Here is a 26,248-nt window from a genome sequence, read left to right as displayed (position 1 = left end):
GACTGTTATCGGTCTATCAGCACCGCCACCGGCAGCTTGCCGAAAGTGAGCCTGCCGCTGGCCTCGGTGCCCGTCACCAGATCCTGCCACCGGCCTTCCGGGAGGCTCATCCCCTCGGCGGGGTGAGCGGCCCGGTTCAGACGGCAGGCCACGAGCATCCGCGCGCCATCGCCCGCGCGCAGGAAGGCGCAGATCCCCTCGCCCGCCTCCACGGGCTCGTAGCTGCCGCGCGCGAAGAGATCCGGCAGCTCGGACCGCAGCCCCAGCAGCCGCGCGGTGAGCGCGAGCTTCACAGCGCCCTCCTCCGACGGCACATCTGCCGGCGCTTTCTCCTGCATCTCCAGCAGCATCCGTTCGCGAAGCGCGAAATCCACCGGGCGGCGGTTGTCGGGATCGACGAGGCTCTGCTCCCAGAGCTCCGCGCCCTGATAGGTGTCGGGCATGCCGGGCACCGTCAGCTTCAGCACGGTCTGGACGAGGATGTTCCCCAGCGCCTGCGGAGCGATGCGGCCATGGAAGGCCAGGAAGGAGCGCAGGAAGTCGCTGTCGGGCGCGCCCAAGGCGCGCCCGATAAAGGCGCAGAAGGCCGCCTCATAGGTCTCGTTGCCGAAGACCCAGCGGCTGTTGACCGCGGCCTCGCGGATCGACTTCAGCATGGCCGCCTCGACCCGCTCGCGCAGGGCCGCCAGATCCTGGGCCTCCGGCGCCTCGGCCCAATCCATCGGCCAGACGCCCAGCAGAAGCTGGTAGAAGAAATATTCCTCGCTGAGATCCACGGGCTCCTCGTCCGAGGCGAGCATCCCGTGCCATTCCTCGACCTTCGCCGCCCACTCCTCGACATGGCTTCCGATGGCCGCGATCCGCATCCGCGCATCCTCGCCGCGCTTCGTATCGTGGGTGGAGGTGGTGAGCATGGCGCCCGGCTCGCGCGAGGCCCTATCGCGGTTCGCGTCATGGAAGGCCGCAAGGTTCACGCCGAAATGGCCGGGCTCGCTGCCCACCTCGTTCAGCGCGATGAGGCGGGAATAGCGGTAGAGCGCCCGGTCTTCGAGCCCCTTGGCCATCACCGGCCCGGTGAACTGCTGCAGGCGCATGACGAGGGTCAGGATCTCGTCGCGCTTCTCGGGCTGCTCCTCGGCCAGATCCAGCGTCATGACCGCGCCGATGAGATCGTAGATGCCGGGATCGATCTCGGGCGCGCGGGCCTTGGCCCGCTCCACCGCCGCCTCGACCCGCGCCCGGTCGGCATCGGCCAGCCCGGAGGCATCGGCATAGGTGCGGTAGACGTCGAGCGCCGCGATCACCTGCGAGAGGCCCGACCGCACCGCCGCCCGTCCGAAATCGCGCCGCCGCGGATCCTCGGCCACCAGCGCCAGAAGCCGGTCTGTCAGGCTCTCGAGTTCGGAGGCCATGGGCTGGGCCATGATCTCGAGCTTGGCCTGATGGACCAGATCCTCGGGGCTGGCGGTCTGGCCGGTGAAGTCCGCATGGACCTGCGTCAGCGCCTCCTCGGCGGCCGGATCGAGGATCAGCCCCACGGCGAGGTTCGCGAATTCGTAGCCGGTGGTGCCGTCGGCCCGCCAGCTCTCCGGCAGGCTTTCGTCGGGGGCGAGGATCTTCTCGACATAGAGCGGGAACGGCCGGTCGAGCGCGTCGCGCAGGCGCAGGCAGTAGCCCTTGGGATCCACCAGCCCGTCGATATGGTCGATGCGGATGCCCTCGACAACGCCCTCCTCCATCAGCCGCAGGATCAGGCGGTGCACGCCCGCAAAGACCTCGGCCTTCTCGACGCGCACGCCCGCGAGGTCGCTCATGGTGAAGAAGCGGCGGTAGTTGATCGCGTCACTGTCCATCGAGAACTTGGCCGCGCGCCAGTTCTGCGCCTCGGCCAGCCGGTCGAGCGCGGCCCAGCTGTCGAGATCGCCGGGCGTGCCGCGGAAGGCCTCGACGGCCGGGGTGGGGTCGGTGTCGCGCAGCCGGCGCCGCAGGTCGGGCCAGACCGGATCGGACGGCTCTGCCGCACCCGCCGCCTCGAAGGCCGCGGCCAGCTCCTCGAAGCCCGGAGCCGCGCGCAGGATCGTCGCGTAGGTCTGGGGAGAGATCGGCAGCTTGTGCGTGTCATGCGCCCAGATCGCGAAGGCGCCGCGGTCGGGCTCGTAGCGGAGCTCCATCCCGCCTTGCGCCAGCACCTCTCCATACTGGTCGCCGAGGAAGGGCATCAGCACCTTCCCTGCGAGGCCCGGCGTCGCGCTGTCCCAGTCGATGTCGAACCAGTCCGCCACGGGGCTCTGCCGCCCCCATTCCAGCACCGAAAGCCAGAAGACATTGTCCGCGCCGCCCACGCCCATGTGGTTCGGCACGAAATCGACGATCACGCCCATGCCGTGCTCGCGGAAGGTCGCGGCCATGGCGCGGAACTCCTCCTCGCCGCCGAGATCGGGGCTGATGAGGCTGTAATGGACCCCGTCATAGCCGTGGGTCGAGCCCTCGCGCGCGGCGAGGATCGGCGAGGCATAGAGATGGCTGATCCCCAGCCGCGCGAAATAGGGCGCGAGCCGTGCCGCATCCGAGAACCGGAAGTCGGAGGTGAACTGGATGCGGTAGGTGGCGCGGACGCTCATGAGGGCTCCCTTGGTCGCTCGGCTTCAAGGGCTCCGGCGATGCCGCGGAACAGTGCGGTCTCGCCCAGAGCCTCCAGCGGCACGCCGAGCCTGCGCCGCCAGTTGGGATGTTCGTCCACGGTCGAGGGCACGTTCACCGGGGCCACCTCGCCCGCCATGTCCTCGATCCGGACCGCGAAGAGGCGCGAGGGCGCGCGGGCGAGATGGCGGTGCACCGCCACGACCAGCGCCTCGGGCGGATCGTCGGGGCCGATCCGGTCGATCTCGTCCCACGCCATCAGGCCCGCCCGCGCCAGATCCTCGAGCAGCTGGCGCCGCTCGGTCCAGCGGAAGTCGCCCTGCTGGCGGGCTGCCTCGTCCGAGATCAGGCGGAAGTCGCGCCGGATCGCCACATCGTCGCCCCGCCACCAGCCGCGGAAGGTGGGCAGGTCGTGGGTGGAGAGGCACACGAGCGCCTCACGCGGATAATGCTCTGGCGCGATATAGCCGTGGTCGTGCCGCTCGAAGAGCAGGATGCGGTAGGAGAGGATGTTCATCCGCGCCATCAGCTCGCGGAAGCCGTCGGGCACGTTGCCCAAGTCTTCGCCGATCACGATGGTGCGGTTGCGGCACGAGGCTTCGGCCAGCGCGCGCAGCATGTCCTCGATCGGATAGCGCACATAGGTGCCCTGCGGTGCGCCCATTCCGTCGGGGATGAGGAAGAGCTGCCAGACGCCCATCGCATGGTCGATCCGCAGCGCGCCGGCGCGGCGCGTGGCATCCTGCATCAGCGCCCCGAAGGGCGCGGCTCGCAGATCGGCGAGCTTCACCGGAGAGAGGGGTGCCAGACCCCAGTCCTGCCCCTGCGCGTTGAACCAGTCGGGCGAGGCGCCGATCCGGAGACCCGGCACGGCAAGGCTCGGGTCCGACCAGGTGCTCGAGCCGTCCGGCACCTCGCCCACGGCGAAGTCGAGATAGAGCCCGATCTTCATCCCGGCGGCGCGGCAGGCATCGCGCGCCTCTTCGAGCTGCCGGTCGGCGATCCACTGCAGCCAGAGGTGGAAGCCCACCTCGTCGCCCCGCGCGTCGGCGAAGTCGATGACGGCCTGGCCCTCGGCATCGTGGAACTCCACCGGCCAGCCGAGCCAGCCCGCGCCGTAGCCGTCCGCCACCATCTGGCCCGAGATCGCCTCGAAGAGCGCGTGGCGACGCAGGAGCTCGCCGCCCTCGGCGCAGAAGCGCATGAAGCCCATCGCATCGTCCGGCCCCTCGCGCCACAGACGGCGCAGCGCGCCGAGCTTGGCTGCGGCCACCGCCGGATAATCGACGAGATCCGGCGCGCGGAGCTGACCCAGCCCTTCGGGCGCGAACTCGGGCCTGTAGCCCGGCACGCGGTCGACCGCGATATAGAGCGGGTTCAGGAAGCGCCGGTTCGAGGGCGAGAAGGGGCTGGTGTGGGCAGGATTGGCCAGAAACAGGGCGTGGAGCGGGTTGAGGCCGATGAAATCGGCCCCCGCGGCGCCTCCGATCCGCGCCAGATCGCAGAGATCGGCGAAGTCGCCGATGCCCCAGTTGCGCTCGGACCTCAGCTGGTAGAGTTGCGCGGCGATGCCCCAGCGGCGCATCTCGCCCTCGGGCAGGAAGCAGCGGTAGCCGTCGGGCGCCCGCATCTCGGGCGGCGCCCGGTCGGGCGGCGGTCCGTCCAGCGAGATGCCGAAGGCGCCGAGCATTTCGCGCAGCGTCTCGACCGGCGCGCGGACGAATTCGCCGCCGAGCGCGTGATAGCTGGGCTGGATGGCGAACTCGGCCGCCCTGTCTTCGATGGTCCGGCTCATGCGGTCTCCTCGAGCGTGACCAGCACCGAACAGGGCGGCAGCGGACCGCCGGCCTCGGTGCCGGGAGAGGCATGGATCACACGGCCCCCGGCCTCCGGCAAGTCCTGCGGCCGGTCGTCGAAATTGACGCGGAGACGCAGGACCGCCCCGTCGAGCTGCCAGTCGACCGCCACCAGATCGTCCGAGACCGCCACGATGCGCCCGCCGTTTCCGGGTGCGCGCTCGAGCCGCGGCGCGATCTCGCGGGCACGGGCGGCGAGCAGATCCTTGACGAAGGCCATCCAGGACCGGCCGCGCTCGGTCTCGCGGTGCAGCCAGTCGAGCTTCGAGGAGAGGAACGTGCCCTCGGCATTCGGATCGGGCACCGTCCGGTCGAGATCCAGCCCCTGGAAGGCGGAGAAATGCGCGAACTCCTTGCGCCGCCCGTTGCGGACGGCATCGGCGAGCTCTCCGTGAAAGTCGGTGAAGAAGGTGAAGGGCCGCGTCTCGCCCCATTCCTCGCCCATGAAGAGCAGCGGCACATGCGGCGACAGCAGCAGGACCGCCATCATCGCGCGCAGCCGCGCCTCGGGCGCGAGCGTCGTCAGCCGCTCGCCGAAGGCGCGGTTGCCGATCTGGTCGTGGTTCTGGAGGAAATCGACGAAGGCGAGCGGCGGCAGGTGGCCCGACGGCGTGCCGCGGGGCGCGCCCTCATGCTCGGAATGCTCGCCCTGATAGACGAAGCCCTCGGCCAGCGCGCGGGCATATTTGCGCCAGTGGTCCTTCACGAAGTCGCAGTAATAGCCCTCGGTCTCGCCGGTCAGCAGAACATGGGCCACATTGTGCAGGTCGTCGTTCCATTCGGCCGTGTGCAGCACCACCTCGCCCTCGGGTCCCCGCTCGTGCAGCCGCGTGATGTTGCGGTTGTCCTCGGTGGTCAGATGGATCGGCCGGTCGGGGATGCGCTTCCGGATGGCGCGCGCCAGATCCACCAGCACCTCGGGGTCCGAGTCCGGATCGCGGATATGGTCGGCCGCGTCGATGCGCAGCCCGTCGAAGCGGAACTCGGTCAGCCAGTAGAGCGCATTGTCGAGGAAGAAGCGGCGCACGGGCGGCAGGTGATAGGCGATGGCGCTGCCCCAGGGCGTGTGCCGTTCCGGGTCGAAGAAGTCCGCGGCATAGGCCCCGAGGTAATTCCCGTCCGGTCCGAAATGGTTGTAGACCACATCGAGCACCACGCTCATGCCGAGGCCGTGGGCCGCGTCGACCAGAGCCTTCAGATCCTCGGGCGTGCCATAGGCGGGATGGGGCGCGTAGAGCAGCACCCCGTCGTAGCCCCAGCCGCGGTTGCCGCCGAACTGCGCCACGGGCATCAGCTCGATCATCGTGATCCCGATTTCGGCCAGATGCGGCAGATGCTCGATGGCGGCTCGGAAGGTGCCTTCCTCGGTGAAGGTGCCGATATGCAGCTCCATCACCACGGTCTCGGCCCAGGGCCGCCCCGTCCAGTCGTGCCGCCAGTCAAAGGACGGCGCGACCAGACGCGACAGGCCGTGCACATCGCCCGCCTGCGCCCGTGCCGCCGGATCGGGCACCACCTGCCCGCTCTCCAGGACGAAGCCATAGTCCATGCCCGCCTCTGCGGGCACCTGCACCTCGAACCACGCGTCGTCGCTGCGTGTCATCGGGTGATCCGTTCCGTCTAGTCTCAGCACCAGCCGCTCCTGCGACGGCGCCCAGAGCCGGAAGCGGCCGAGGCCATCCTCGATCCGCGGTCCCCAGGCCCAGTCGTTCATTCGGTCTCCTCCAGAACCAGAAGTGTCCTCGGCGGCACAACGAAGCCCGCCGCCCGCTGCGGCACGGGCCGCTCCGGCACCCGCCCCGCAGCCGTGTCCAGAAGCAGCCCCCATCCCCGGCCGCGCACCGGCAGGGAGAAGGGCACCTCCTCGAAATGGCTATTGAAAAGTGCCAGCAGGGCCGGCTTGTTCCGGATCAGCAGGCCCAAAGTTCGCGCCGCCGGATTGTGCCAGTCGTCGGGCTCCATCTCTTCCCCGTCGGGGCGCAGCCAGCGCACTTCGACCGGCTCTTCTCCCACCGCCGCCTTGTGCAGGAACGAGGGATGCCGCAGCAGCGGGCGCGACCTGCGCAGCGCGATCAGCCGCCGGGTGAAGTCGAGGAAGGCCGCGTCCCGCGGCTCGAGCCCCTCGAGCTTCAGCCAGTTCATCGCATTGTCCTGACAGTAGGCGTTGTTGTTGCCGCCCTGACTGCGGCCCACCTCGTCTCCCATCAGAAGCATCGGCGTGCCCTGCGAGATCAGGAGCGTGCCCATCATCGCCCGCCGCATCCGGTCGCGGAGGTCGAGCACCTCCGCATCCTCGGTGGGCCCCTCCTCGCCGCAGTTCCAGCTGCGGTTGTCGGAATGGCCGTCGCGGTTTCCTTCCTCGTTCGCCGCATTGTGCTTGTCGTTGTAGGACACGGTGTCGGCGAGGGTGAACCCGTCGTGAGCGGTGATGAAATTCACGCTGGCCCATGGACGCCGGCCCCGGCGGTCGAAGTGGCCGGCCGATCCCAGAAGCTGCGAGGCGAGCCCCGGCAGCTCGCCCGCATCGCCCTTCCAGTAGGAGCGCACCGTGTCGCGGTACTGATCGTTCCACTCGGCCCATCCGGGAGGGAAATTGCCGAGCTGATAGCCTTCGTGGCCCGTGTCCCAGGGCTCGGCGATCAGCTTCACCCGGCTCAGGACCGGATCCTGCCGCACCGCGTCGAGAAAGACCGCATTCGCGTTGAACCCCTGCCGGTCGCGCCCGAGCGAGGTTGCCAGATCGAAGCGGAAGCCGTCGACATGGCAGGCCTCGACCCAGTAGCGCAAACTGTCCATGACCATCTGCAGCACCCGCTGGTGCCCGAGGTTCACCGTGTTTCCGCAACCCGTCGTGTCGTAGTAGTAACGCGGATCGTCGCCCAGCATGTAGTAGCTGGCATTGTCGATCCCCTTGAACGAGAGCGTGGGACCGAGGTGGTTGCCCTCCGCCGTGTGGTTGTAGACCACGTCGAGGATGACCTCGATCCCGGCCTCGTGCAGCCGGCGCACCATCAGCTTGAATTCATGCACCCCGCCGCCGGGCGAGATGTAGCGGGTGGCCGGCGCGAAGAAGCCGATCGTATTGTAGCCCCAGTAGTTCGTGAGCCCCTTCTCGATCAGGTAGCGGTCGTCGAAGAAGGCCTGCGTGGGCATGAGCTCGATGGCGGTCACGCCGAGCGTCACCAGATGCTCGATGGCCCGCGGGTCGGCCAGCGCCGCGAAGGAGCCGCGCACCCGGTCGGGGATGGCGGCATTCTGGGCGGTCATGCCCTTGACATGGGCCTCGTAGATGATCGTCTCGGGCCAGGGGATGTTCGGCGGATAGTCGGGCCCCCAGGTCACCGCGGGATCGACGACCACGCATTTCGGCATCACGAAGGCCGAGTCCCGGCGGTCGAACGAGAGGTCGGCGCGGGCATTGCCCATCCGGTAGCCGAAGACCGCATCGTGCCAGACGACCTCGCCCTGCAGCATCAGCGCATAGGGGTCGATCAGGAGCTTGTTCGGATTGAAGCGGAGCCCCGCCTGCGGCTCGTAGGGTCCGTGGACACGGTAGCCGTAGAGCTGCCCGGGGCGCACCTCGGGCAGATAGCCGTGCCAAACCTCGTGGGTATATTCCGGCAGGGCCACGCGGGCGATCTCGCGCCGCCCGCGGGCATCGAAGAGGCAGAGCTCGACCTTGCGCGCATGGGCCGAGAAGATGGCGAAGTTGGTGCCCGACCCGTCCCAGGTCGCCCCGAGCGGAAAGGGCCTCCCCTCGCGCAGCGCAAAGCTCATGCAGGCGTCACGAAGATCGTCGCAAGCGGCGGCAGCGTCAGGCGCAGCGAGGCCGGCCGTCCGTGCCAGGAGAACTCCTCGGCCTGAAGCCCGCCGGGATTGCCCACGTCCGAGCCGCCGTAGATCGCGGCGTCGGAGTTGAGGATCTCGCGCCACTCGCCGCCCTCGGGCACCCCGATCCGGTAATCCGACCGCACCACCGGCGTGAGGTTGCAGACCGCCAGCACCGGCTTTTCGCCGGGCGCCTTGCGCAGGAAGCTCAGCACGCTGTTCTCGCTGTCGCCGGCGTCGATCCACTCGAACCCTTCGGGATCGCAATCCATCCGGTGCAGCGCGGGGCGCTTGCGATATTCGCGGTTCAGGTCGGCCACGAGGCGCTTCATCCCGGCGTGGGACGGATCGTCGAGCAGGTGCCAGTCGAGAGAGGCATCGTGGTTCCACTCGCGCTCCTGCGCGAACTCGCCGCCCATGAAGAGAAGCTTCTTGCCCGGATGCGCCCACATGAAGCCGAAATAGGCCCTAAGGTTCGCGAACTTCTGCCAGCGGTCGCCCGCCATCTGCCCGATGAGCGAGCCCTTGCCGTGCACCACCTCGTCATGGCTGAGGGGCAGGACGAAATCCTCGGAATAGGCATAGACCATGCCGAAGGTCAGGTCGTTCTGGTGGTGCTTGCGGTGGATCGGGTCGCGCCGGAAGTAGCCCAGCGTGTCGTGCATCCAGCCCATGTTCCACTTGAAGCCGAAGCCGAGCCCGCCGTCCTCGACCGGGCGGCTCACCTGCGGGAAGGCCGTCGATTCCTCGGCGATGGTGATGCAGCCCGGATGGTCGAGCCGGACGCGCTCGTTCACGCCGCGCAGGAAATCGATCGCCTCGAGGTTCTCGCGCCCGCCGTGGCGGTTCGGCACCCATTCGCCGGCATTCCGCGAATAGTCGAGGTAGAGCATCGAGGCAACCGCATCCACGCGCAGCGCATCGACATGGTAGCGGTCGAGCCAGAAGAGCGCCGAAGCCTGCAGGAAGTTCGCCACTTCCTGTCGGCCGAAGTTGTAGATCTGGGTGTTCCAGTCGCGGTGGAAGCCCTGCCGCGGGTCGGCATGGTCATAGAGATGGGTCCCGTCGAAGTTGGCCAGCCCATGGGCGTCCGACGGGAAGTGCGCCGGTACCCAGTCGAGGATGACGCCGATCCCGTCGCGGTGGAGCCGGTCCACCAGCCGCGCGAAGCCCTCGGGCGGGCCGAAGCGCGCGGTGGGGGCGAAGAGCCCGATGGGCTGATAGCCCCAAGAGCCGGTGAAGGGATGTTCGCTGATCGGCAGGAATTCCACATGGGTGAAGCCCATCTCGCGCACATAGGCCGACAGTTCCTCGGCCAGCGCGTCGTAATCGAGCCCCTGCCGCCACGAGCCCGCATGGACCTCGTAGATCGAGATCGGCGCATCGCGGCGCTGGCGGCTCTCGCGCTCCTGCATCCAGCCCGCATCGTGCCACTCGGCCTCGGGCAGCCCATGGACCACCGAAGCCGTGGCCGGCGGCGCCTCCTGCGCGAAGGAGAGCGGATCGGACTTGAGCGGCAACCGCTCGCCCGAAGGCCCGAGCAGCTCGTATTTGTAGAGATCTCCGGTATGGAGGCCGGGAACGAACAGCTCCCACACACCCACGCCGATGCGCTTGCGCATCGGATGGCGGCGCCCGTCCCAGGCGTTAAAGGCGCCCACCACCGAGACGCGGCGGGCATTCGGCGCCCAGACAGCGAAGCTCACCCCCTGCACGCCCTCGATCTCGGCCGGATGCGCGCCGAGCCGGGTGTAGAGCTGATAGTGCCGCCCCTCGCCGAGAAGATATTCGTCGAGCTCGCCCAGCACCTCGGGGAAGCGGTAGGGATCGTCCGCCTCCCACTCGTGCGGTCCCGAGACGAAGCGGAGGCGGTAGGGGAATTTCTCCTCGCCCGGCACCGTGCCCGCGAAGAAGCCCTCGGCGCCGATGCGTTCGAGAGGGGCGAGCACCTCGCCCCCCTGCCCCAGCACCGCAACCTCCGCGGCCTGCGGGGCGAAGACCCGGACGGAGAGCGGCGCGCCGCCGCCTCCGTGCATGCCCAGCACGCGGAAGGGATCTCCGTGCGTTCCGCGCATGATGGCGGCCACGTCGCTTTCGGGGACGAGCTCCCCGGGCTTCGATGTCACGTTCATGCAGGTTTCCTGTCCAGCAGTTCCAAAAGCCCGCGCAGCGGGATGCCGACCCAGGCGGGACGGCTGCCCAGTTCGTAGGAGGTCTCGTAGACCGCCTTCTGCACGAGGAAGAGATCGAGCAGCGCCTCCTTCAGCGCCGGGTCGGAGGGCAGGCTCGCGGTGCCCGCGGACGCGCCCTCGTAGGCGGCAAGGAAATCGGCCACCGCCTGTTGCCGCCAGGCCTCGGCCCGCTCCACCGCCCGCTCGCTCGCCGGGCCGAAGCTTTCCTCGTGGCGTGCGAGGGCGGCGGCGGCGGCATAGTCGAACGAACGCAGCATCCCCGCCACGTCGCGGAGCGGCGAGGACTTCTCGCGACGCTCTGCAAGCGTGCGGCGCGGTTCGCCCTCGAAGTCGATGATGGCGACATCGTCCTGCGCAAGCAGCACCTGCCCCAGATGGTAGTCGCCATGGATGCGGGTCAGCGCGCCCGAGGGTTCGAAGCCGGTAACGCGGTCGAGCCGCGCCAGCAGGTCTTCGCGCCGCGCGAGCAGCGCCTCGGCCAGGGGCAGCACCTCGTCGGGCAGGTGCGTCCGCTGCCGTTCGAGCACCGACAGCATGGCCTCGGCCTCGCGCCGCGCCCCCTCGGCCCAGCCGGTCAGATGCTGGGCCGTGAGCGGCTCCATCCGGAAGGCCGCCTCGTCCGTCTCGGTGGCGAAAGCCTGATGCAGCTCGGCCGTGCGCTGGCCGAGAAGGCCCGGAATGGTGAGCGGGAAGGAGAAGCCGTCCTTCTCCACTTCCGGCGCCTCGGCCGTGCTCCAGCCGCCGAACTCGCCCAGATCCCGCACCAGCGCGTCGAAGAGGCCGCGCCAGGCGTCGCCCATGTTGGCCACGAAGGCGAAGGCCGCGGCGAGGACGGTCGCCTCGCCCTCCGCCGGGCGCAGGCTCACGACGCCGAGATAGCGGGGCGTATGGGTGTAGCCCGCCACTTCCGTCAGGAAGCGCGCCACCTCGACGTCCGGCTGCTCGCCGGCCCGCAGGCGTCGGTAGAGCTTCAGGATCAGGCGGTCGCCGAAGGCGATGGAAATGTTCGACTGCTCGGCCCCGAGATAGCGCGGCTCGCCCGGGTCGGCGATCTCGGCCAGTCCCGAGCCCGGCTCGAACACCACCTCGCCCCCGGCACCAGACAGTCTGCGACCGTCGCGCAGCGCCTCGAGCATCGCCTGCGCCATCTGCTCGTCATAGGCCCCGTCGATGAGCGCGCCCACCTGCGGCCCGCGCCGGACCTTGGCCAGGGTGAAGCTCAGCTTGGGCGCCCCGGCCCGGAGCTGCTCCTCGCCCCAGAGTGCGGAGGCGGGCAGGAAATACTGCTGCACCTCGCCGCCCACATCGGCCTCGAGCCGGACGAGGGCATGATCGGCCGACAGCGAGCCCAGAACGGCCAGTTTCACCGCGCTGATCTTCTCCTCCTTGGCCCCGAACCAGCGTTGCAGCGGCAGCCAGTTCGGCAGCACGTCGGCCTCGAGCTGGCGCGTCTCGCGCCCGGTGAGCGCCGTCTCGGCCCGCCCGTCGCGCGTCGTGAGCGTGATGAAATCCGGCAGCGTCTCGGGCATCGGCTGGTGCCAGCTCGGCAGCGCCTGCTGGTCGGAGAGGATGAACCAGTAGAAGCCGTAGGGCGGCAGCGTCAGCATGTAGGGCAGATCGCCCACCGGCGGAAACTCCGACCGGCCCGTGAGCTCGACCGGCACCGCGCCGCGGAACCGCCCGAGATCCAGCTCGACCGCCTGCGCCGTGTCCGAGAGGTTCGCCACGCAGAGGATGTCCGTGCCCTCGTGGCTGCGGACATAGGCCAGCACCTTGCGGTTGCGCGGATAGAGCAGGCTCATCGAGCCGCGCCCGAAGGCCGGATGCTGCTTGCGCACCGCGATCAGGCGGCGCGTCCAGTTCAGGAGCGACGACGGGTCCGCCGCCTGCGCCTCGACGTTGATCGCCTGATGGCCGTAGACCGGATCGAGGATCGTCGGCAGGTAGAGCTGCTGCGGATTGCAGCGCGAGAAGCCGCCGTTGCGGTCGGCCGACCATTGCATGGGCGTCCGCACGCCATCCCGGTCGCCGAGATAGTAGTTGTCGCCCATGCCGATCTCGTCGCCGTAATAAACGATGGGCGTGCCGGGCATCGACATCAGCATCTGGTTCAGAAGCTCGATCTTGCGCCGGTCGTTCTTCATCAGCGGCGCCAGCCTGCGCCGGATGCCGAGATTGATCCGCGCCCGCGAATCTTCGGCGTAGAAGCGCCACATGTAGTCGCGCTCTTCGGCCGTCACCATCTCGAGCGTCAGCTCGTCGTGGTTCCGGAGGAAGATGCCCCATTGGCAGCCTTCCGGGATCTCGGGCGTCTGGCGGATGATGTCGGTGATCGGATGCCGGTCGGCCTGCGCCAGCGCCATGTACATCCGCGGCATCAGCGGGAAATGGAAGCCCATGTGGCATTCGTCGCCCTCGCCGAAATAGGGGCGCGTGTCCTCCGGCCACTGGTTCGCCTCGGCGAGCAGCATCCTGTCGGGGAAATGCTGGTCGAGGTTGGCCCGGATCTTCTTGAGAACATCGTGCGTCTCGGGGAGGTTCTCGTTGTTGGTGCCCTCGCGCTCGACCAGATAGGGGATCGCGTCGAGCCGGAGCCCGTCGACGCCCATCTCGAGCCACATGCGCATGATCTTGAGCACTTCCTCGAGCACACGGGGATTGTCGAAGTTCAGGTCGGGCTGGTGCGAATAGAAGCGGTGCCAGTAATAGGCGCCTGCCACCGGATCCCAGGTCCAGTTCGACTTTTCCGTATCGAGGAAGATGATCCGCGTTTCGGGGAATTTCTGGTCGGTATCGCTCCAGACGTACCAGTCGCGCGCGGCCGATCCCTTCTTCGCCCGCCGGGCCCGCTGGAACCAGGGATGCTGGTCGGAGGTGTGGTTGATGACCAGCTCGGTGATGACGCGCAGCCCGCGCTTGTGCGCTTCCTGCACGAACAGCTTGAAGTCGCGCATCGCGCCGTAGGACGGGTTGATCGAGCGATAGTCCGAGATGTCGTAGCCGTCGTCGCGGAGCGGCGAGGGATAGAAAGGCAGCAGCCAGATCGCGGTCACGCCCAGCGCCTGCACATAATCCAGCCGCTGCATCAGGCCCGCGAAGTCACCGATCCCGTCGCCATTGGCGTCCTGAAACGCCTTGATGTGCAGCTGATAGATGATCGCGTCCTTGTACCAGTCGGTTTGGCTGCGATCGATGCCGTCCGTGCGGCGGACGGCAACGGTGGAGGGAGAGACATTCTGATTCATCTGGGCATTCCCGGCGCGTAGAGCCGCCAGACCGCATAGGGGCGGGTCTGCGGGTCGAGTTCAAGCCACTGCCACTTTCCGTGCCAGGTGAAGCGATTTCCGTTGAGCAGATCCTCGACCTCGACCGAGGCATCGTCGGGCAGCCCGAACTCCCACAGCGGGACCTCGAACTCGAAGGTCTGGGCCGCGTGCGGATCGAGGTTGACGTGGAAGAGCAGGAAATCCTGCTTGTCCTCGGTGCTCTTGCCATAGGCCAGCACGGAGTCGTTGTGCGCATCGTAGAAGCGCAGCCGGGTGAAATCGCGCATCGCAGGATGGGTGCGGCGAATGTGGTTCATCAGCCGGATGTCATCCTGGATATGGCCCGGCTGGTCGAAGTCCCAGGCGCGGAGCTGGTATTTCTCGGAATTGAAATACTCCTCCTTCCCCGGCACCGGGGTCGCCTCGCAGATCTCATAGCCGTTGTAGAGCCCGTAGTTGCCCCCGAGCGTCGCGGCCAGCGCGAGCCGCACCCGGAACCCCGCCCGCCCCGAATGCTGGAGATAGACCGGATTGATGTCGGGCGTATTGGCAAAGAAGTTCGGCCGCATGTAGTGCCGGCATTCTTCGGTGGTGAGCTCGGTGAGATAGTCGATGAGCTCGGCCTTGGTATTGCGCCAGGTGAAGTAGGAATAGCTCTGGCCGTAGCCCACCTTGCCCAGACGCTTCATCACCTTGGGGCGCGTGAAGGCCTCGGCGAGGAAGATCACGTCGGGATGCTGCGACTGCACCTCACCGATCATCCACTCCCAGAACGGGAAGGGCTTCGTGTGGGGATTGTCCACCCGGAAGATCTTCACGCCCTTTTCCACCCAGAACAGCACCACGTCGCGGAGCGCATACCACAGTTCCGGCAGGGCGCCGCGGTAGAAATGGACGTTGACGATGTCCTCGTATTTCTTCGGAGGGTTCTCGGCGAACTTGATCGTGCCGTCCGGCCGCCAGTCGAACCATTCCGGATGCTCGCGGATCCAGGGGTGGTCCGGCGCGCACTGGATCGCGAAATCGAGCGCGATCTCGAGCCCATGGGCATGGGCGGCCTCGACCAGCCGGCCGAAGCTCTCGAAATCGCCGAGTTCGGGATGGATCGCATCGTGCCCGCCCTCTTCGCTGCCGATGGCATAAGGAGAGCCCGGATCGTCCGGCGCAGGCGTCAGACTGTTGTTGCGCCCCTTGCGGTTCACGCGCCCGATCGGGTGGATCGGCGTGAAATAGAGCACATCGAAGCCCAGATCCCGCACATAGGGCAGTTTGCGGATCACATCGTCGAAGGTGCCGTGCCGCTCCGGATCGTCCGACTGCGACCGCGGCATCATCTCGTACCAGGCCGAAAAGGCCGCGGCCTCGCGGTCGGCGAAGATCGGCAGGATCTTGTAGCAGGTGAGATTGGTGCGCGGCGCACAGCGTTTCATCGCCGCCACCGCTTCGGGAGAGCTCATCCGGGCGAAGCGGGCGCCCGCCTCCTGATCCGCCCCGTCCTCGCCGAGGATGCGGTCGACGAGGGCGCGATCCTCCGCTCCGGCGGTCTCGACCGATTGCAGGAGCCTGCGCCCCTCCTCGAGTTCGAGATCGATCTTCTGGCCAGCGGCCAGCTTCTTCGCCACCTCCTTGCGCCAGGTGGTGTAGAGGTCGCGCCAGGCGAGGAAGGTCAGCTCGTGGAAGGCGTTCTCGGCGAAGGTGACGTGCGCCTGCCAGCGGTCGTTCACGAGGAACTCCATGCGGACCTCGATCCAGTCATCGGTGCCCCGCTGACGGTGCAGCACGGCCGCGTCGATGCTGTCATGCCCGTCGCAGAAGATGTCGGCCTCGACCGCCACCTCCCAACCGGCCACCACCTTCGCCGCAAAGCGCCCGCCGTCGATCTCCAGATTGACGCCCTCGATGGCGACGCGGGCGTCGGCCAGCCGCATCAGCGCCTCCTCGCCCCCGTCGCGCCTGTCCTGCGCTCCTGTCGCTGCTGCCACGCCCTGCCGGTTGGCCTCTGAGTCCGGTCCTTTCGGAGCGCGCAATGCGCGGGCGGGCCGCATGCGGCCGCTCTCGCCATTCCTGTCCGTCACGCCTGATCCCCATCTTGGTCGAGTGTGCGAACTCAACCGGTCGCACAATCTTTGGTTCCCTCTTCCGGCGGAGGGCGCGGCAAGGGCCATGCGCATTTTAGGCATTCGGCGATCAGGATTAGGGAAACCTTATGGGTTCGGGCCCCAGAACGGCAGGGAGGAAGCAATCAGCCGAGGCCCCTGCCATGTCCGCTCCCCCCGTCTCTCTCAGCCTCCCGGACCGGGCGGGCCTTCCCGAAGCCGGTCCGCTCGCGGCCGATCTCGCCCGGGCTTTCGCCGGGCCGGGGCCCGTCCGGCTGGACACGGCGCCTGCACAGGAGGTGGGCCTTGCGGTGCTCCAGCTCCTCGTGGCGGCGCATCGGCAGGCCGCCTCTGCCGGCGTCCCGTTCGAGATCGCAGTCCCCGCCGGCTCGCCCATGGAGACGGCGATGAAGGTGCACGGGCTGGCCGATGCGGGCCTGGTCGGGGCTGACGGCCTCTGGACCGGCCTGCCTGTCGGAGTGGCGCAGGGATGAGCAAGACGATCCTCGCGGTGGATGATTCTCCCTCCGTCCGGCAGATGGTGCGACTGACCCTCGTCGGCGCCGGCTATACGGTGGTCGAGGCGGTGGACGGGCAGGATGCGCTCGAGAAGGCCACGGCCCAGCGCTTCGATGCCATCCTGACCGATCAGAACATGCCGCGCCTCGACGGGATAGGCTTCATCCGCAAGTTCCGCACCCTGCCCGAGGGCAAGGGCGTGCCCATCGTCTTCCTGTCGACGGAGTCGCAGGACACGTTGAAGGCGCAGGCCAAGGAGGCCGGGGCCATCGGCTGGATGATCAAGCCGTTCGATCAGGCTCAGCTTCTGGCCGTCGTCAAGAAGGTGGCCGGCGCCTGAGGCAAGGCCCCGCCGGCCGCACCGTCTGCGCCCGGCGTCCCGAATCGCGGGCCACCTCCCGCCCCCGACAAGAAGGATCCCTGTAGCGATGAGACTGTCCATCAAGCTGAAGCTCGCCGGAGTGTTCCTCGCCGTGCTGCTCGTCTCGGGAGGCGGGCAGATGGTGGCCCTGCGCGACCTCGACCAGATCCGCGCCTCGCTCGACGACATCGTGCACACCAAGGTCAAGCAGGTGGAGATGACTTACCAGCTGATCGAGAACCGGCTGAAGACACAGCGCGAGATCCGCAACTACCTCCTGTCGCGCACCAAGGAAGAGCGCCGGGCCATCGACGACCGCCTGGCGACCGCCTCTGCCGGCAGCGAGCAGGCCTTCGCCGCCCTTGAGGCCTCCGCCGATGCGGAGACGCGCGCCCGCCTCGCCGAGGTCCAGGAAGCGAAGGAGCGACTCGCCAGGATCGACGAAAAGGCGATCGAGATGGCGCGGATGGGGCTTGGTTACGAGGGATTCACGATCGTCGTGACGCAGGGTCGCGAGCAGTGGCTCGCGATGGAGACGCGCCTGAGCGCGCTCCTGGCCCACCACACGCAGCAGCTGACCGACGCGTCGGCCGAGGCCCAGCGCCAGCAGGAGATCAGCCGCCTCACGGTTCTGGGCGCCTTCCTTGCCAACATCCTTCTCGTTGCCGCAGCCGGCAGCTGGATCGTGGTAACCCTTTCCACCGGCTTGAAACGGGCGCTGCGCCTGTCCGAGCGCGTCGCCGCGGGGGATCTGTCCCAGACCGAGCCCCAGTCGCAACGAGACGAGATCGGCGATCTGATCGCCTCGTTGAACGGCATGGTGACGAAGCTCCGCACGGTGGTGAACGACGTCGCAAGATCCACGCGCACCGTGGCCGCAGGCGCCGACGAGATGTCCTCCACGGCCGTGAAACTGAGTCAGGGGGCCGCCGAACAGGCCAGCGCCACGCTGCAGGCCTCCTCCTCCATGGAAGAGATGACCGCCAACATCAAGCAATCGGCGCAGAATGCCGCCGATACCGAGTCCCGGGCCCGGCAGTCGGCGCTCGCGGCCCACGAGAGCGGCACGACGATGGTCGAGGCGGTGGAGGCCGTGCGCACCATCTCGCAGAAGATCGGCATCGTGCAGGAGATCGCGCGCCAGACGGATCTCCTCGCGCTCAATGCCGCCGTCGAGGCCGCCCGGGCCGGGGAGCATGGCCGCGGCTTCGCCGTGGTGGCGGCCGAGGTGCGCAAGCTTGCCGAGCGCAGCCGCGCCGCGGCAACCGAGATTTCCGTCCTCTCCGCGGCGACGGTCGAGGCGGCCCAGACCGCCGGCGGGCGTCTCTCGCAGCTCGTGCCGGACATCGAGGAGACGGCCCGCCTCGTGCTCGAGATCTCGACCTCCGCGCAGGAGCAGGCGGCCGGCGTGGCACAGGTGAACACGGCGATCCAGCAACTCGATCAGGTCACCCAAAGCAACAGCACCGCATCCGAGCAACTGTCTGCGACGGCCGGCCAGCTGGCCGGACAGGCCGAACAGCTGCGGACAGCAATCGGCTTTTTCACGACCGACAGGGGCCCCGAGGTTGTCCCGTCGCAGGAAAGCCTCCCGACAGCCCAGCTTCCCAACCGCTCGGAGCTGCCCCGTCGTTCCGCCAAATCGCGTCCGGTGACGCAGTCTCCCGGCGGCTTCCAGTTCGATCTGGACGGCAATGGCGACGACCTTGATGCGGATTTTCGCCGCCACGCCACCGACCATGCGGCCTGACCCGCGCCCTTGATCCCACGATCGAGACGCCCGAGCTGCCTGCCCTCCCCGCATTCGCCGGCTGCACCGGCTTCTGTCCCGCCCCCAGCAAACAGGTTCCCGAATGGCGCTTTCTACTCCGCTCCCAGGTGAAGCTACGGCGACGGCCCACCAGCCTGGCCCTGTCGCCCCGCCTGGCGAGGGCACCTTCGACAGGGCCAACGGCCGACGCAGGGTCTCGACGCCAGCGATGCGCAAGGCGGCCAGCCGCGTGTCCGGCCTCGCCAGCGCCACAGAGAAGGCCTTCCTTCGAGCTGGCGCCAGCCTCGAACGGGCCATCTCCCGCTTCGACCGATTGTCCGCTCCTCTGGCGCAACTGGCAGCGGTCGCCGATGCCGGAGAGTTCGCCCAAGCGAGCGCCGACGCTGCGGGTCTCGAGGAACGGGCCGCCCTCTTCGCCGCCAACAGCGGCCCGCTCCTCGAAAGGATCGAAACCCTCTCCGCCGCGGCCGAAACCCTGGGCACGGACCTGAGCGTCATGCGTCAGGTCATCCGTACCATGTCCATCGTCGCGCTCAATGCCCGTGTGACGGTGGCGACGCTCGCGGGCCAGAATTCCAGTCTGGAAGTCTTCACAACGGCGGCCACGGCCCAGGTGATGGAGGCAGGCGATACGATCGGCCAGATCACCGAAGCGGTCGAGCACATGGCGCGCAGACTGCACCTGGCCTCGGCCGAGGCCGGCAACCTGTCACACCTCCTGCGCCGTCAGCTCGGTCCTGCGCTCGCAGGCCTGCGTCTCGACATGGATGCCTTCGAGAAGGATCTGACGCGTACCACGGCAGACGGAAGCATCCTCATGACCCATGGCGACGAGTTCCGCCGTGCGGTCACCACGGCCGTGCTGTCGCTCCAGATCGGCGACACGACGCGGCAACGGTTGGAACATGTGGCCGACATGATGGACGGCACGGCAGCGCAGGAGACGGCAGACGGAGCGCTGGCGCGGATCACGCTGGCGCTCGCCGCAGCCCATCTGCGCGACGCGCACGAACGGCATGCGGCCGCGATCGTGACGGCCCGATCCGCCCTCCGCGACTCAGGCCAGGCGACCGCGGAGATCGGCAGGATCAGCGGACGTGTAGGAACATCGCCGCGCCATAACCTCAAACAGCATCTTCAGCAACTTCAGGCGATCCTCGACGAATGCCGAACCGCGCAGACGCGCCTCGTGTCGGTGGCTCGCAACCTCTCCAGCGGACTGGCCGAGTTGCTCCCTATTCTCGAGCGCATGTCCGGGGTCGAAGAGCGGATGAGCATGATCGGACTGAACGCCGTCATCGCCTGCGTGCAGCTCGGCGACGAGGCGCTGGCCCTGCGCGAGATCTCCTTCCAGCTGCGGGAACTGGCCTCCACATCGGCCGAACGTCTGGGGAGCATCACCCGAAGCCTCTCCGCGATGAGCGACGAAGCCGTCATTACGGCCGTCGAACTCGAAGGGCCGTTCAAGCAGGATCTGCACGATCTCACAGGTGCCGGCGACCGGGTCTTCTCGCTGCTGTCCGGGATTGAGGCCGGGATCCTCCAGACGAGTGCCACGGTCGAACGGGAGCGCCGGCTGGCGGAGCGGGACGTGGCCACCGGCATTGCTGCATTGGATGGCCACTCCGCGGCATTTGCCGACCTGCTCACCATGGCCCCCGCTCTGGAACGATGGGCCAACCGTCTGGACGGGGACCTGAACGCCACAGCCACAGGAGACGCGCTCGAACGGATCCGCGCAGGCTACACGATGGCCGCAGAGCGTCTGGTGCATGATCTCCTGCTGCGGGATCTCGGCGTGAATCCGGCAGAGGAGGTCTCAGAGACGACCGCGCCGCCCGCGGACGACATCTTGGACGTTCTGTTCTGATCGCACCAGCCTTCACGAGTTGGAAAGCGGTGAGCGCCAAGAATTGCACAACCGAGGCAAGGTCCAAGGCCAGAGCTCGCCGTCAGGCAATACATGGGATAGCCGCATGAACCGCACCGACCCTTCGCGCTTATGGCGCTTCAAGCAGCCTCTGGTGCTTCTGGGTATGCCCTTGCCCATGTTGCTCGGCATCGCAACCGCGCTCTGGCTCAACCACGAAGGGGCGCTACGCGCAACGGAACAACAGACGCAGGCCTTCTCAAGGCTGATTGCGGCCGAAGGGCGCGCGGCCCTTGCCTTCCGCGATGGTCATCGTTTGTCGCAACTGTTCGGCGCGGCCGCCGCAACTTATCCGGGCGAAACCTTCTCGGCTCTCGCGATGGATGTGGAGGGACGCGTCATTGCCTCGATGCCGGCGGATCTGGCCGGCGCCGAGAACCTGCAGGCCCAAGCGCTGAGCGCAATGACCGCGGGGGCTCCCGTGAAGGCCAAGGGCGGCACCTCCATTGCCATCCCGGTCACCCGCGAGGGGGACGACTCTCTCGCCGGCGTCTTTGCCGTGTCTCTGCCCGCGCTGAATGGCTCCTACGCATTGCTGATGCCGGCAACCGCACTGGTCGCGGGCCTGATGATCTCAATGGGGATTGCGGGGCATCTCTGGAGGCGCCGAAAAGAGACCGAGCGGCTGCTCATCGAGACGACCCGGCGGATCAAGAACAACCAGAGACCCGACGCCACCGCCATGACGCGGATCGAGCTGTCGATCCCAACGCTTGCGGACGAGATCGATGCCCTGTCCGCCGCTCTGCAGGGCGAGCGGGAGCAGTTCGAGGCCGCGCATAGCCGAGCCATGGCACTCGACGCCCTCCCAGCCCCCTGGATCCTCGTCGCCAGCGATCGTCGCGTGCTCATGATGAACCACCCCGCGCGGCAGGTGGTTGCGGGCCTGCCGGAGCCACTTCTCGAAGGTCAACCGGTTGCAAGTCTTCACCATGATCTCGCACGGGCTTGGCCGGACCATACAGGCAGGACGATGTCCCTGGCGATCGGGGGACGCCAATATCAGGTGACACGGGCTCCCGTCGGCGCAACGGGTGCCGAGGTCCTTAGTTTCACCGACCGGACCGAAGAGACACAACTTGACCTCCTCCTCCAAGGGGTCATTCGCGAAGCCATCGCCGCGACTTATGACATCAGAGGTCAGATGATAAAGGCGAGCGACGGCTTTGCGAAGCTCTTCGGATCCTCGGGGGCCTCGCTGCGCTCCCTGCTCGAGGCAACGCCGGACAGTGCCGAACTCCTTGCGGCGATCGAACGGGACGGCGAAGGGCGCAGTTTCCTGAGCCAAGAGGGCTATGGTTCAGACCAGGTGCAGGTCGGCATCTCGATCCTGCGACGACCGGGCGGCGGCAACTTGGTCCTAGTGACGGAGATCCGCCACCAGTACGCGCAGGCACCGACGACTGCCGCTGCGGACCAGCCTCCGCCGGCACCTGAGCGGCTGATTTCAGCGCTTCGGCAGCTTGCCCAAGGTGATCTCGGATCCCGTCTGGATCATCCGCTTCCCGAACCCTTCGAAGCCCTGCGCCCGGATTTCAACAGCGCCCTGCAAGGGCTCGCCTCTCTCGTCGAAGACGTGATCTCTGCCGCTGAAAGCATCCGCAACGAAGCCCGAGACATCAGTTCCGCTGCACAATCTCTGGCTCAAAGAACGGAAAGCACCGCCGCCACTCTGGAAGAGACAGCGGCAGCGCTTGACGGGCTAACAGTTTCGGTCCGGTCCGCTGCGGACGGCGCCGCAGAAGCAGATCGGGTGGTCGCCGACGCGCGGGCGAACGCTGAGGAGAGCGGGCATGTCGTCGTCGAGACAGTGGCAGCGATGGACATGATTGCCGCCTCATCCGACAAGATCACCTCGATCGTGAAAGTGATCGACGACATCGCGTTTCAGACAAATCTGTTGGCGCTCAATGCCGGCGTAGAGGCCGCCAGGGCAGGAGACGCCGGCCGCGGATTTGCGGTCGTCGCCTCCGAAGTGCGGGCGCTCGCTCAAAGGTCTTCCGAAGCTGCGAGAGAGATCACGGACCTCATCCTGAAGAGCGGCAACCAGGTGCGGCGCGGCGTGGATCTGGTTGGAAAGACGGGTGACGCGTTGAAGCAGATCGTATCCTCGGTTTCCGAAATCTCGACTCTGGTCTCCGATATCGCCGTGTCGTCGAGGCAGCAGTCTGTGTCTCTCGCGGAGATCAACTGCGCGGTGAACAACCTCGACCAGTCAACCCAGCAGAATGCGGCGCGTCTCGAGGAGGCGACCGCCGCAAGCGAGTCGCTTACGACGAGCGCCAACGCGCTCTTCGAGACGGTGCAGCAGTTTCACCTGGACGCTCCTGCCAAGCGCAACCGCCCCACCCCCCCCTGACAGCGGCGACGCCACATAACTCCAGGGCGCTCGCGCGGGCAGAGCCCGGATGGGAGGACTTTTGACATGAATATGCTCTCAAGGCCGCCCGGACCTCTGCTCTGCACCTGCGAGCCCCACCCATGACCCGTTGCGACGACAGTCCTTCAGCCAGCCAGATAAGCATCACGCATGTGACCCAAGGAAGCTGTGTTGCCTCCTCATCCCCGAACGAGGTCTATGCGACGATCCTTGGGTCCTGCATCTGCACCTGCATGTGCGATCCGGTGGCCGGCGTGGGGGGGATGAACCACTTCCTGTTGCCTTCAGCCGACGTCGAAGATGCCCAGCACCTCCGTTACGGCTCCCATGCAATGGAACTGCTGATCAATGCGCTTCTCAAGCTGGGCGCCGCCCGGCAGCGGATAGAAGCCAAGATCTTCGGCGGCGCAATGATGACGCCGCAGCTGGGGGCGATCGGTCAAGCAAATGCTGCTTTCGCCCGGCGCTATCTCAAAGATGAGGGGATCCGCTGCACGGCTCACAGTCTGGGGGGCAATCGGGCCAGGCGCATCCGGTTCTGGCCCAAGACGGGGCGCGTCCAGCAGATGTTCTTGGGCAGCGAGGATGTGGTGCCGAACGAACAACCGCAATTCCGCCTTCAGGGTGGCGCCGGCGACGTCACCTTCTTCGACCGACATAACAACGCCGAAATGCCCGATCCGATCAAGGAACCGAGATGAAGAACCGTCTGGACCTTCCCGCACGTCTCGACCACCAAGGGGCGCGACAACTTTATGCAGCTCTGCTCAGCATGCCGCCCGGAGACACATGCCTGGCGGCCGGACAGGTCAGCTTTGTCGGTGGCCTGGCGCTTCAGCTCCTTCTTGCCGCTGCCGCCAAGTGGCGCGCGGAAGGTCACCAATTCACATGTCAGCCCATGTCGCCCGCCTTCACGGACGACGTCACCCGCCTTGGCGTGGACCCCAAAGAGTTTCAGGAGGATCAAGGATCATGCCGCTGACCGTTCTTGCCATCGACGACTCCCGCACCATCCGGGAACTGTTGCGAGAAGCTCTGATGCAGGCCGGCTTCGAGGTTCATCTCGCCATCGACGGGCTCGACGGGCTCGAAAAGCTGGAGGCGGCCAAGCCTCATGCCGTCATCACGGACATCAACATGCCGCGCATGGACGGCTTCGGCTTCATCCGAGCAGTCCGTGAGCAACCGCAGCATTCGGCCTTGCCCATCATCGTGCTGACGACCGAAAGTGCGGCCGAGCTGAAGGCCAAAGCGCGCGAGGCAGGTGCAACCGCGTGGATCGTGAAGCCTTTCGATGAAGCGAAGCTGGTTTCCGCCCTGCGGCGCGTGGCGGTCGCGTGAGGGCATCATGGATCAAAGCGATATTCGCAGCGCCTTCTTCGTCGAGTGCGAGGATCTCATGGAGGCCCTCAACGAGGGGCTCGATCGTATCGAGGATATGCTGGACGACGGGCATGACGACGAAACGGTAAACGCCGTCTTCCGCGCCGTCCACTCGATCAAGGGGGGCGCCGGGGCGTTCAAGCTCGACGCGCTCGTCAGGTTTGCCCACCAGTTCGAGACGACGCTCGACGCCCTTCGCGCCGGTCGCGTTTCCGCCGATCCTCCACTTCTGGCCCTACTGCACAAGGCCGCGGATCGACTGTCCGATCTATTGCAGGCGGCCCGGACAGGATCCGAGACAGCGACCATCGATCCCGATGATCTCGTAGCGCAGCTCGCACAAGCGGCGGGAGAGGAAGAGGCTGGGGAAGCCGATGCAGAGGATTTGGGCTTCGTGCCGATGCCGCTGGATCTCGATCTGCCGGCGGCGGCTCCGGACGAGGGGCAATCGGGTTGCTACTCGATCGACTTCAGCCCGACACGCGCCCTCTATGCCTGCGGAAACGATACGAGCATCCTGTTCCGCGTCCTGAGCGACCTCGGCCGGATGGAGGTGCGGCTGGATCGGTCCCGTCTGCCGGATTTCGACGCTCTCGACTGGCAAGAGAGCTGGCTCGATTGGCATCTCACGCTCGAAACGGATGAACCGGAGCACCAGATCGACGAAGTATTCGAATTCGTCGAGGATCTCTGCAGGCTCGAAATCCGCCCGATGGCCATGGAAGCGCCCAGGACGGACCCGGATCCCGAGCCCGATCCTGAACCTGATCCTCCGGCTTCGGGACCCGCAGCGGCAAAAAAGTCTCCTGCGGAGGACCACCGGACCTCCTCGCCGCGCGCCACCGTAAGAGTGGAACTCGATCGCGTCGATCGCCTGATCAACATTGTGGGCGAGCTGGTGATCAATCAGGCCATGCTTTCTCAGTGCGTTCAGGACGAGGGCGTGCCGCCGCGCTCCCCTGTTCGCAATCGGCTCGATGACTTCCGCAACCTCGCGCGGGAAATCCAGGAGAGCGTGATGGCCATCCGGGCGCAGGCAATCAAGCCGCTCTTCCAGCGGATGTCGCGCATCGCCCGCGAGGCCTCGGAAATCGCCCAGAAGCAGATCAGGCTGGTCACCGAAGGCGAGAGCACCGAAGTGGACAAGACCGTCATCGAGCGGCTTGCCGACCCGCTTACGCACATGATCCGCAATGCGGTCGATCACGGCATCGAACCGGCAGACAGGCGTCTCCATCTCGGCAAGCCCCCCGTCGGACTGATCACGCTCACCGCAGCCCATCGATCCGGCCGGGTGCTCATCGAGATCAAGGACGACGGCGGCGGCATCAATCGGCCGCGCGTGCTCGAGATCGCCCGCGGCAAGGGTCTCGTGGCCCCGGATGCGCAATTGACGGAAGAGGAGATCGACGGGTTGCTCTTCATGCCGGGCTTCTCCACCGCCTCCGTCGTCTCCGACTTGTCCGGCCGCGGCGTGGGCATGGACGTCGTCAAGAGCGCCATCGAGTCGCTGGGCGGGCGCATCACCATCGCCTCGGACCCAGGCGTGGGCACCACCTTTACCATCAGCCTGCCGCTGACGCTTGCGGTGCTTGATGGAATGGTGGTCGATGTGGGCGGTCAGACGATGGTGGTGCCCGTCGCAGCCATCGTCGAGACATTGCGCCCGCGCCCCGCCGACATTCATATCCTGGGATCTGGCGATCAGGTGGTCGCTATCCGCGGCAGTCTGGTTCCGATCGTCGATTGCGGGTCCATCTTCGGATTTCGCGCGCCCGTGCGCAGCTATGAGGAGAGCGTTCTACTTCTGGTGGAGACGGCTCGCCAGAAGCTCTGCGCTCTTGTCGTCGACACCATCCATGACCAGCGTCAGGTGGTGATCAAAGGTCTCGAGAACGGATACGGCCGCATTCCGGGGGTGGCCGCTGCCACCATCCTGGGCGACGGACGCATCGCGCTGATCATAGCTCCGGAGGAAGCCGTGGACATCGGCACCTCCGGGGGCACGTTCTCGATGGAGTTCTGA

General features: G+C 67.1%; 16 protein-coding genes. 9 read left to right on the top strand and 7 right to left on the bottom strand.

Going from position 1 to position 26,248, the window contains the following annotated elements; genetic code table 11:
• Positions 1–5 precede the first annotated feature (5 nt).
• The 7 genes from RSP_RS05335 to RSP_RS05305 are packed head-to-tail and all read right to left on the bottom strand — an operon-like array spanning position 6 to position 15,710.
• Positions 6–2,621 (bottom strand): malto-oligosyltrehalose synthase, encoded by a 2,616-nt coding sequence (locus tag RSP_RS05335; protein ID WP_011337502.1) that lies wholly within the window; start codon positions 2,619–2,621, stop codon positions 6–8.
• On the bottom strand, positions 2,618–4,435 hold the full coding sequence (gene malQ, locus RSP_RS05330) for a 4-alpha-glucanotransferase (RefSeq protein ID WP_011337501.1): 1,818 nt from the start codon (positions 4,433–4,435) through the stop codon (positions 2,618–2,620). The genes RSP_RS05335 and malQ overlap by 4 nt, the downstream gene beginning before the upstream one ends.
• Positions 4,432–6,210, bottom strand: a complete 1,779-nt coding sequence (gene treZ, locus RSP_RS05325) for a malto-oligosyltrehalose trehalohydrolase (protein ID WP_011337500.1) — start codon at positions 6,208–6,210, stop codon at positions 4,432–4,434. The genes malQ and treZ overlap by 4 nt, the downstream gene beginning before the upstream one ends.
• The gene (gene glgX, locus RSP_RS05320) at positions 6,207–8,273 is read right to left on the bottom strand and encodes a glycogen debranching protein GlgX (protein WP_011337499.1); all 2,067 of its coding nucleotides are present in this window, start codon (positions 8,271–8,273) and stop codon (positions 6,207–6,209) included. Before glgX ends, treZ begins: the two co-directional genes overlap by 4 nt.
• Entirely contained in the window at positions 8,270–10,456 is a 2,187-nt protein-coding gene (gene glgB, locus RSP_RS05315; protein WP_011337498.1) for a 1,4-alpha-glucan branching protein GlgB, read from the bottom strand. The genes glgX and glgB overlap by 4 nt, the downstream gene beginning before the upstream one ends.
• Complete coding sequence (treS, locus tag RSP_RS05310; RefSeq protein ID WP_011337497.1) at positions 10,453–13,761, bottom strand: maltose alpha-D-glucosyltransferase; 3,309 nt, start codon at positions 13,759–13,761, stop codon at positions 10,453–10,455. Before treS ends, glgB begins: the two co-directional genes overlap by 4 nt.
• Positions 13,758–15,710 carry an alpha-1,4-glucan--maltose-1-phosphate maltosyltransferase gene (locus RSP_RS05305; RefSeq protein WP_050988678.1) on the bottom strand — a complete coding sequence of 651 codons (1,953 nt, stop codon included), beginning with the start codon at positions 15,708–15,710 and terminating at the stop codon, positions 13,758–13,760. Before RSP_RS05305 ends, treS begins: the two co-directional genes overlap by 4 nt.
• Positions 15,711–16,042: 332 nt before the next feature.
• Between RSP_RS05305 and RSP_RS05300 the strand changes: the two genes are divergently transcribed.
• The 9 genes from RSP_RS05300 to RSP_RS05260 all read left to right on the top strand — a co-directional run bounded on the left by RSP_RS05300 (position 16,043) and on the right by RSP_RS05260 (position 26,248).
• Positions 16,043–16,372 carry an STAS domain-containing protein gene (locus RSP_RS05300; protein WP_011337495.1) on the top strand — a complete coding sequence of 110 codons (330 nt, stop codon included), beginning with the start codon at positions 16,043–16,045 and terminating at the stop codon, positions 16,370–16,372.
• Entirely contained in the window at positions 16,369–16,737 is a 369-nt protein-coding gene (locus RSP_RS05295; protein ID WP_002719598.1) for a response regulator, read from the top strand. The genes RSP_RS05300 and RSP_RS05295 overlap by 4 nt, the downstream gene beginning before the upstream one ends.
• Before the next feature lie 88 nt (positions 16,738–16,825).
• Complete coding sequence (locus RSP_RS05290) at positions 16,826–18,508, top strand: methyl-accepting chemotaxis protein (RefSeq protein ID WP_011337494.1); 1,683 nt, start codon at positions 16,826–16,828, stop codon at positions 18,506–18,508.
• 229 nt (positions 18,509–18,737) lie between these two features.
• Positions 18,738–20,399 (top strand): methyl-accepting chemotaxis sensory transducer, encoded by a 1,662-nt coding sequence (locus RSP_RS05285; protein WP_023003583.1) that lies wholly within the window; start codon positions 18,738–18,740, stop codon positions 20,397–20,399.
• 106 nt (positions 20,400–20,505) lie between these two features.
• Positions 20,506–22,818, top strand: coding sequence for a methyl-accepting chemotaxis protein (locus RSP_RS05280; RefSeq protein WP_011337492.1), 2,313 nt, complete (start codon positions 20,506–20,508; stop codon positions 22,816–22,818).
• A gap of 122 nt (positions 22,819–22,940) precedes the next feature.
• Positions 22,941–23,540 (top strand): chemoreceptor glutamine deamidase CheD, encoded by a 600-nt coding sequence (locus RSP_RS05275; protein WP_011337491.1) that lies wholly within the window; start codon positions 22,941–22,943, stop codon positions 23,538–23,540.
• Positions 23,537–23,821, top strand: coding sequence for an STAS domain-containing protein (locus RSP_RS05270; RefSeq protein ID WP_011337490.1), 285 nt, complete (start codon positions 23,537–23,539; stop codon positions 23,819–23,821). Before RSP_RS05275 ends, RSP_RS05270 begins: the two co-directional genes overlap by 4 nt.
• Positions 23,812–24,180: a response regulator gene (locus RSP_RS05265; RefSeq protein WP_011337489.1), complete on the top strand. Its 369-nt coding sequence runs from the start codon at positions 23,812–23,814 to the stop codon at positions 24,178–24,180. Before RSP_RS05270 ends, RSP_RS05265 begins: the two co-directional genes overlap by 10 nt.
• Positions 24,181–24,187: 7 nt before the next feature.
• Positions 24,188–26,248 carry a chemotaxis protein CheA gene (locus tag RSP_RS05260; RefSeq protein ID WP_011337488.1) on the top strand — a complete coding sequence of 687 codons (2,061 nt, stop codon included), beginning with the start codon at positions 24,188–24,190 and terminating at the stop codon, positions 26,246–26,248.

This window comes from Cereibacter sphaeroides 2.4.1 (assembly GCF_000012905.2).
GTDB classification, from domain to species: domain Bacteria; phylum Pseudomonadota; class Alphaproteobacteria; order Rhodobacterales; family Rhodobacteraceae; genus Cereibacter_A; species Cereibacter_A sphaeroides.
This window is presented reverse-complemented; position numbering and strand designations above follow the sequence as displayed.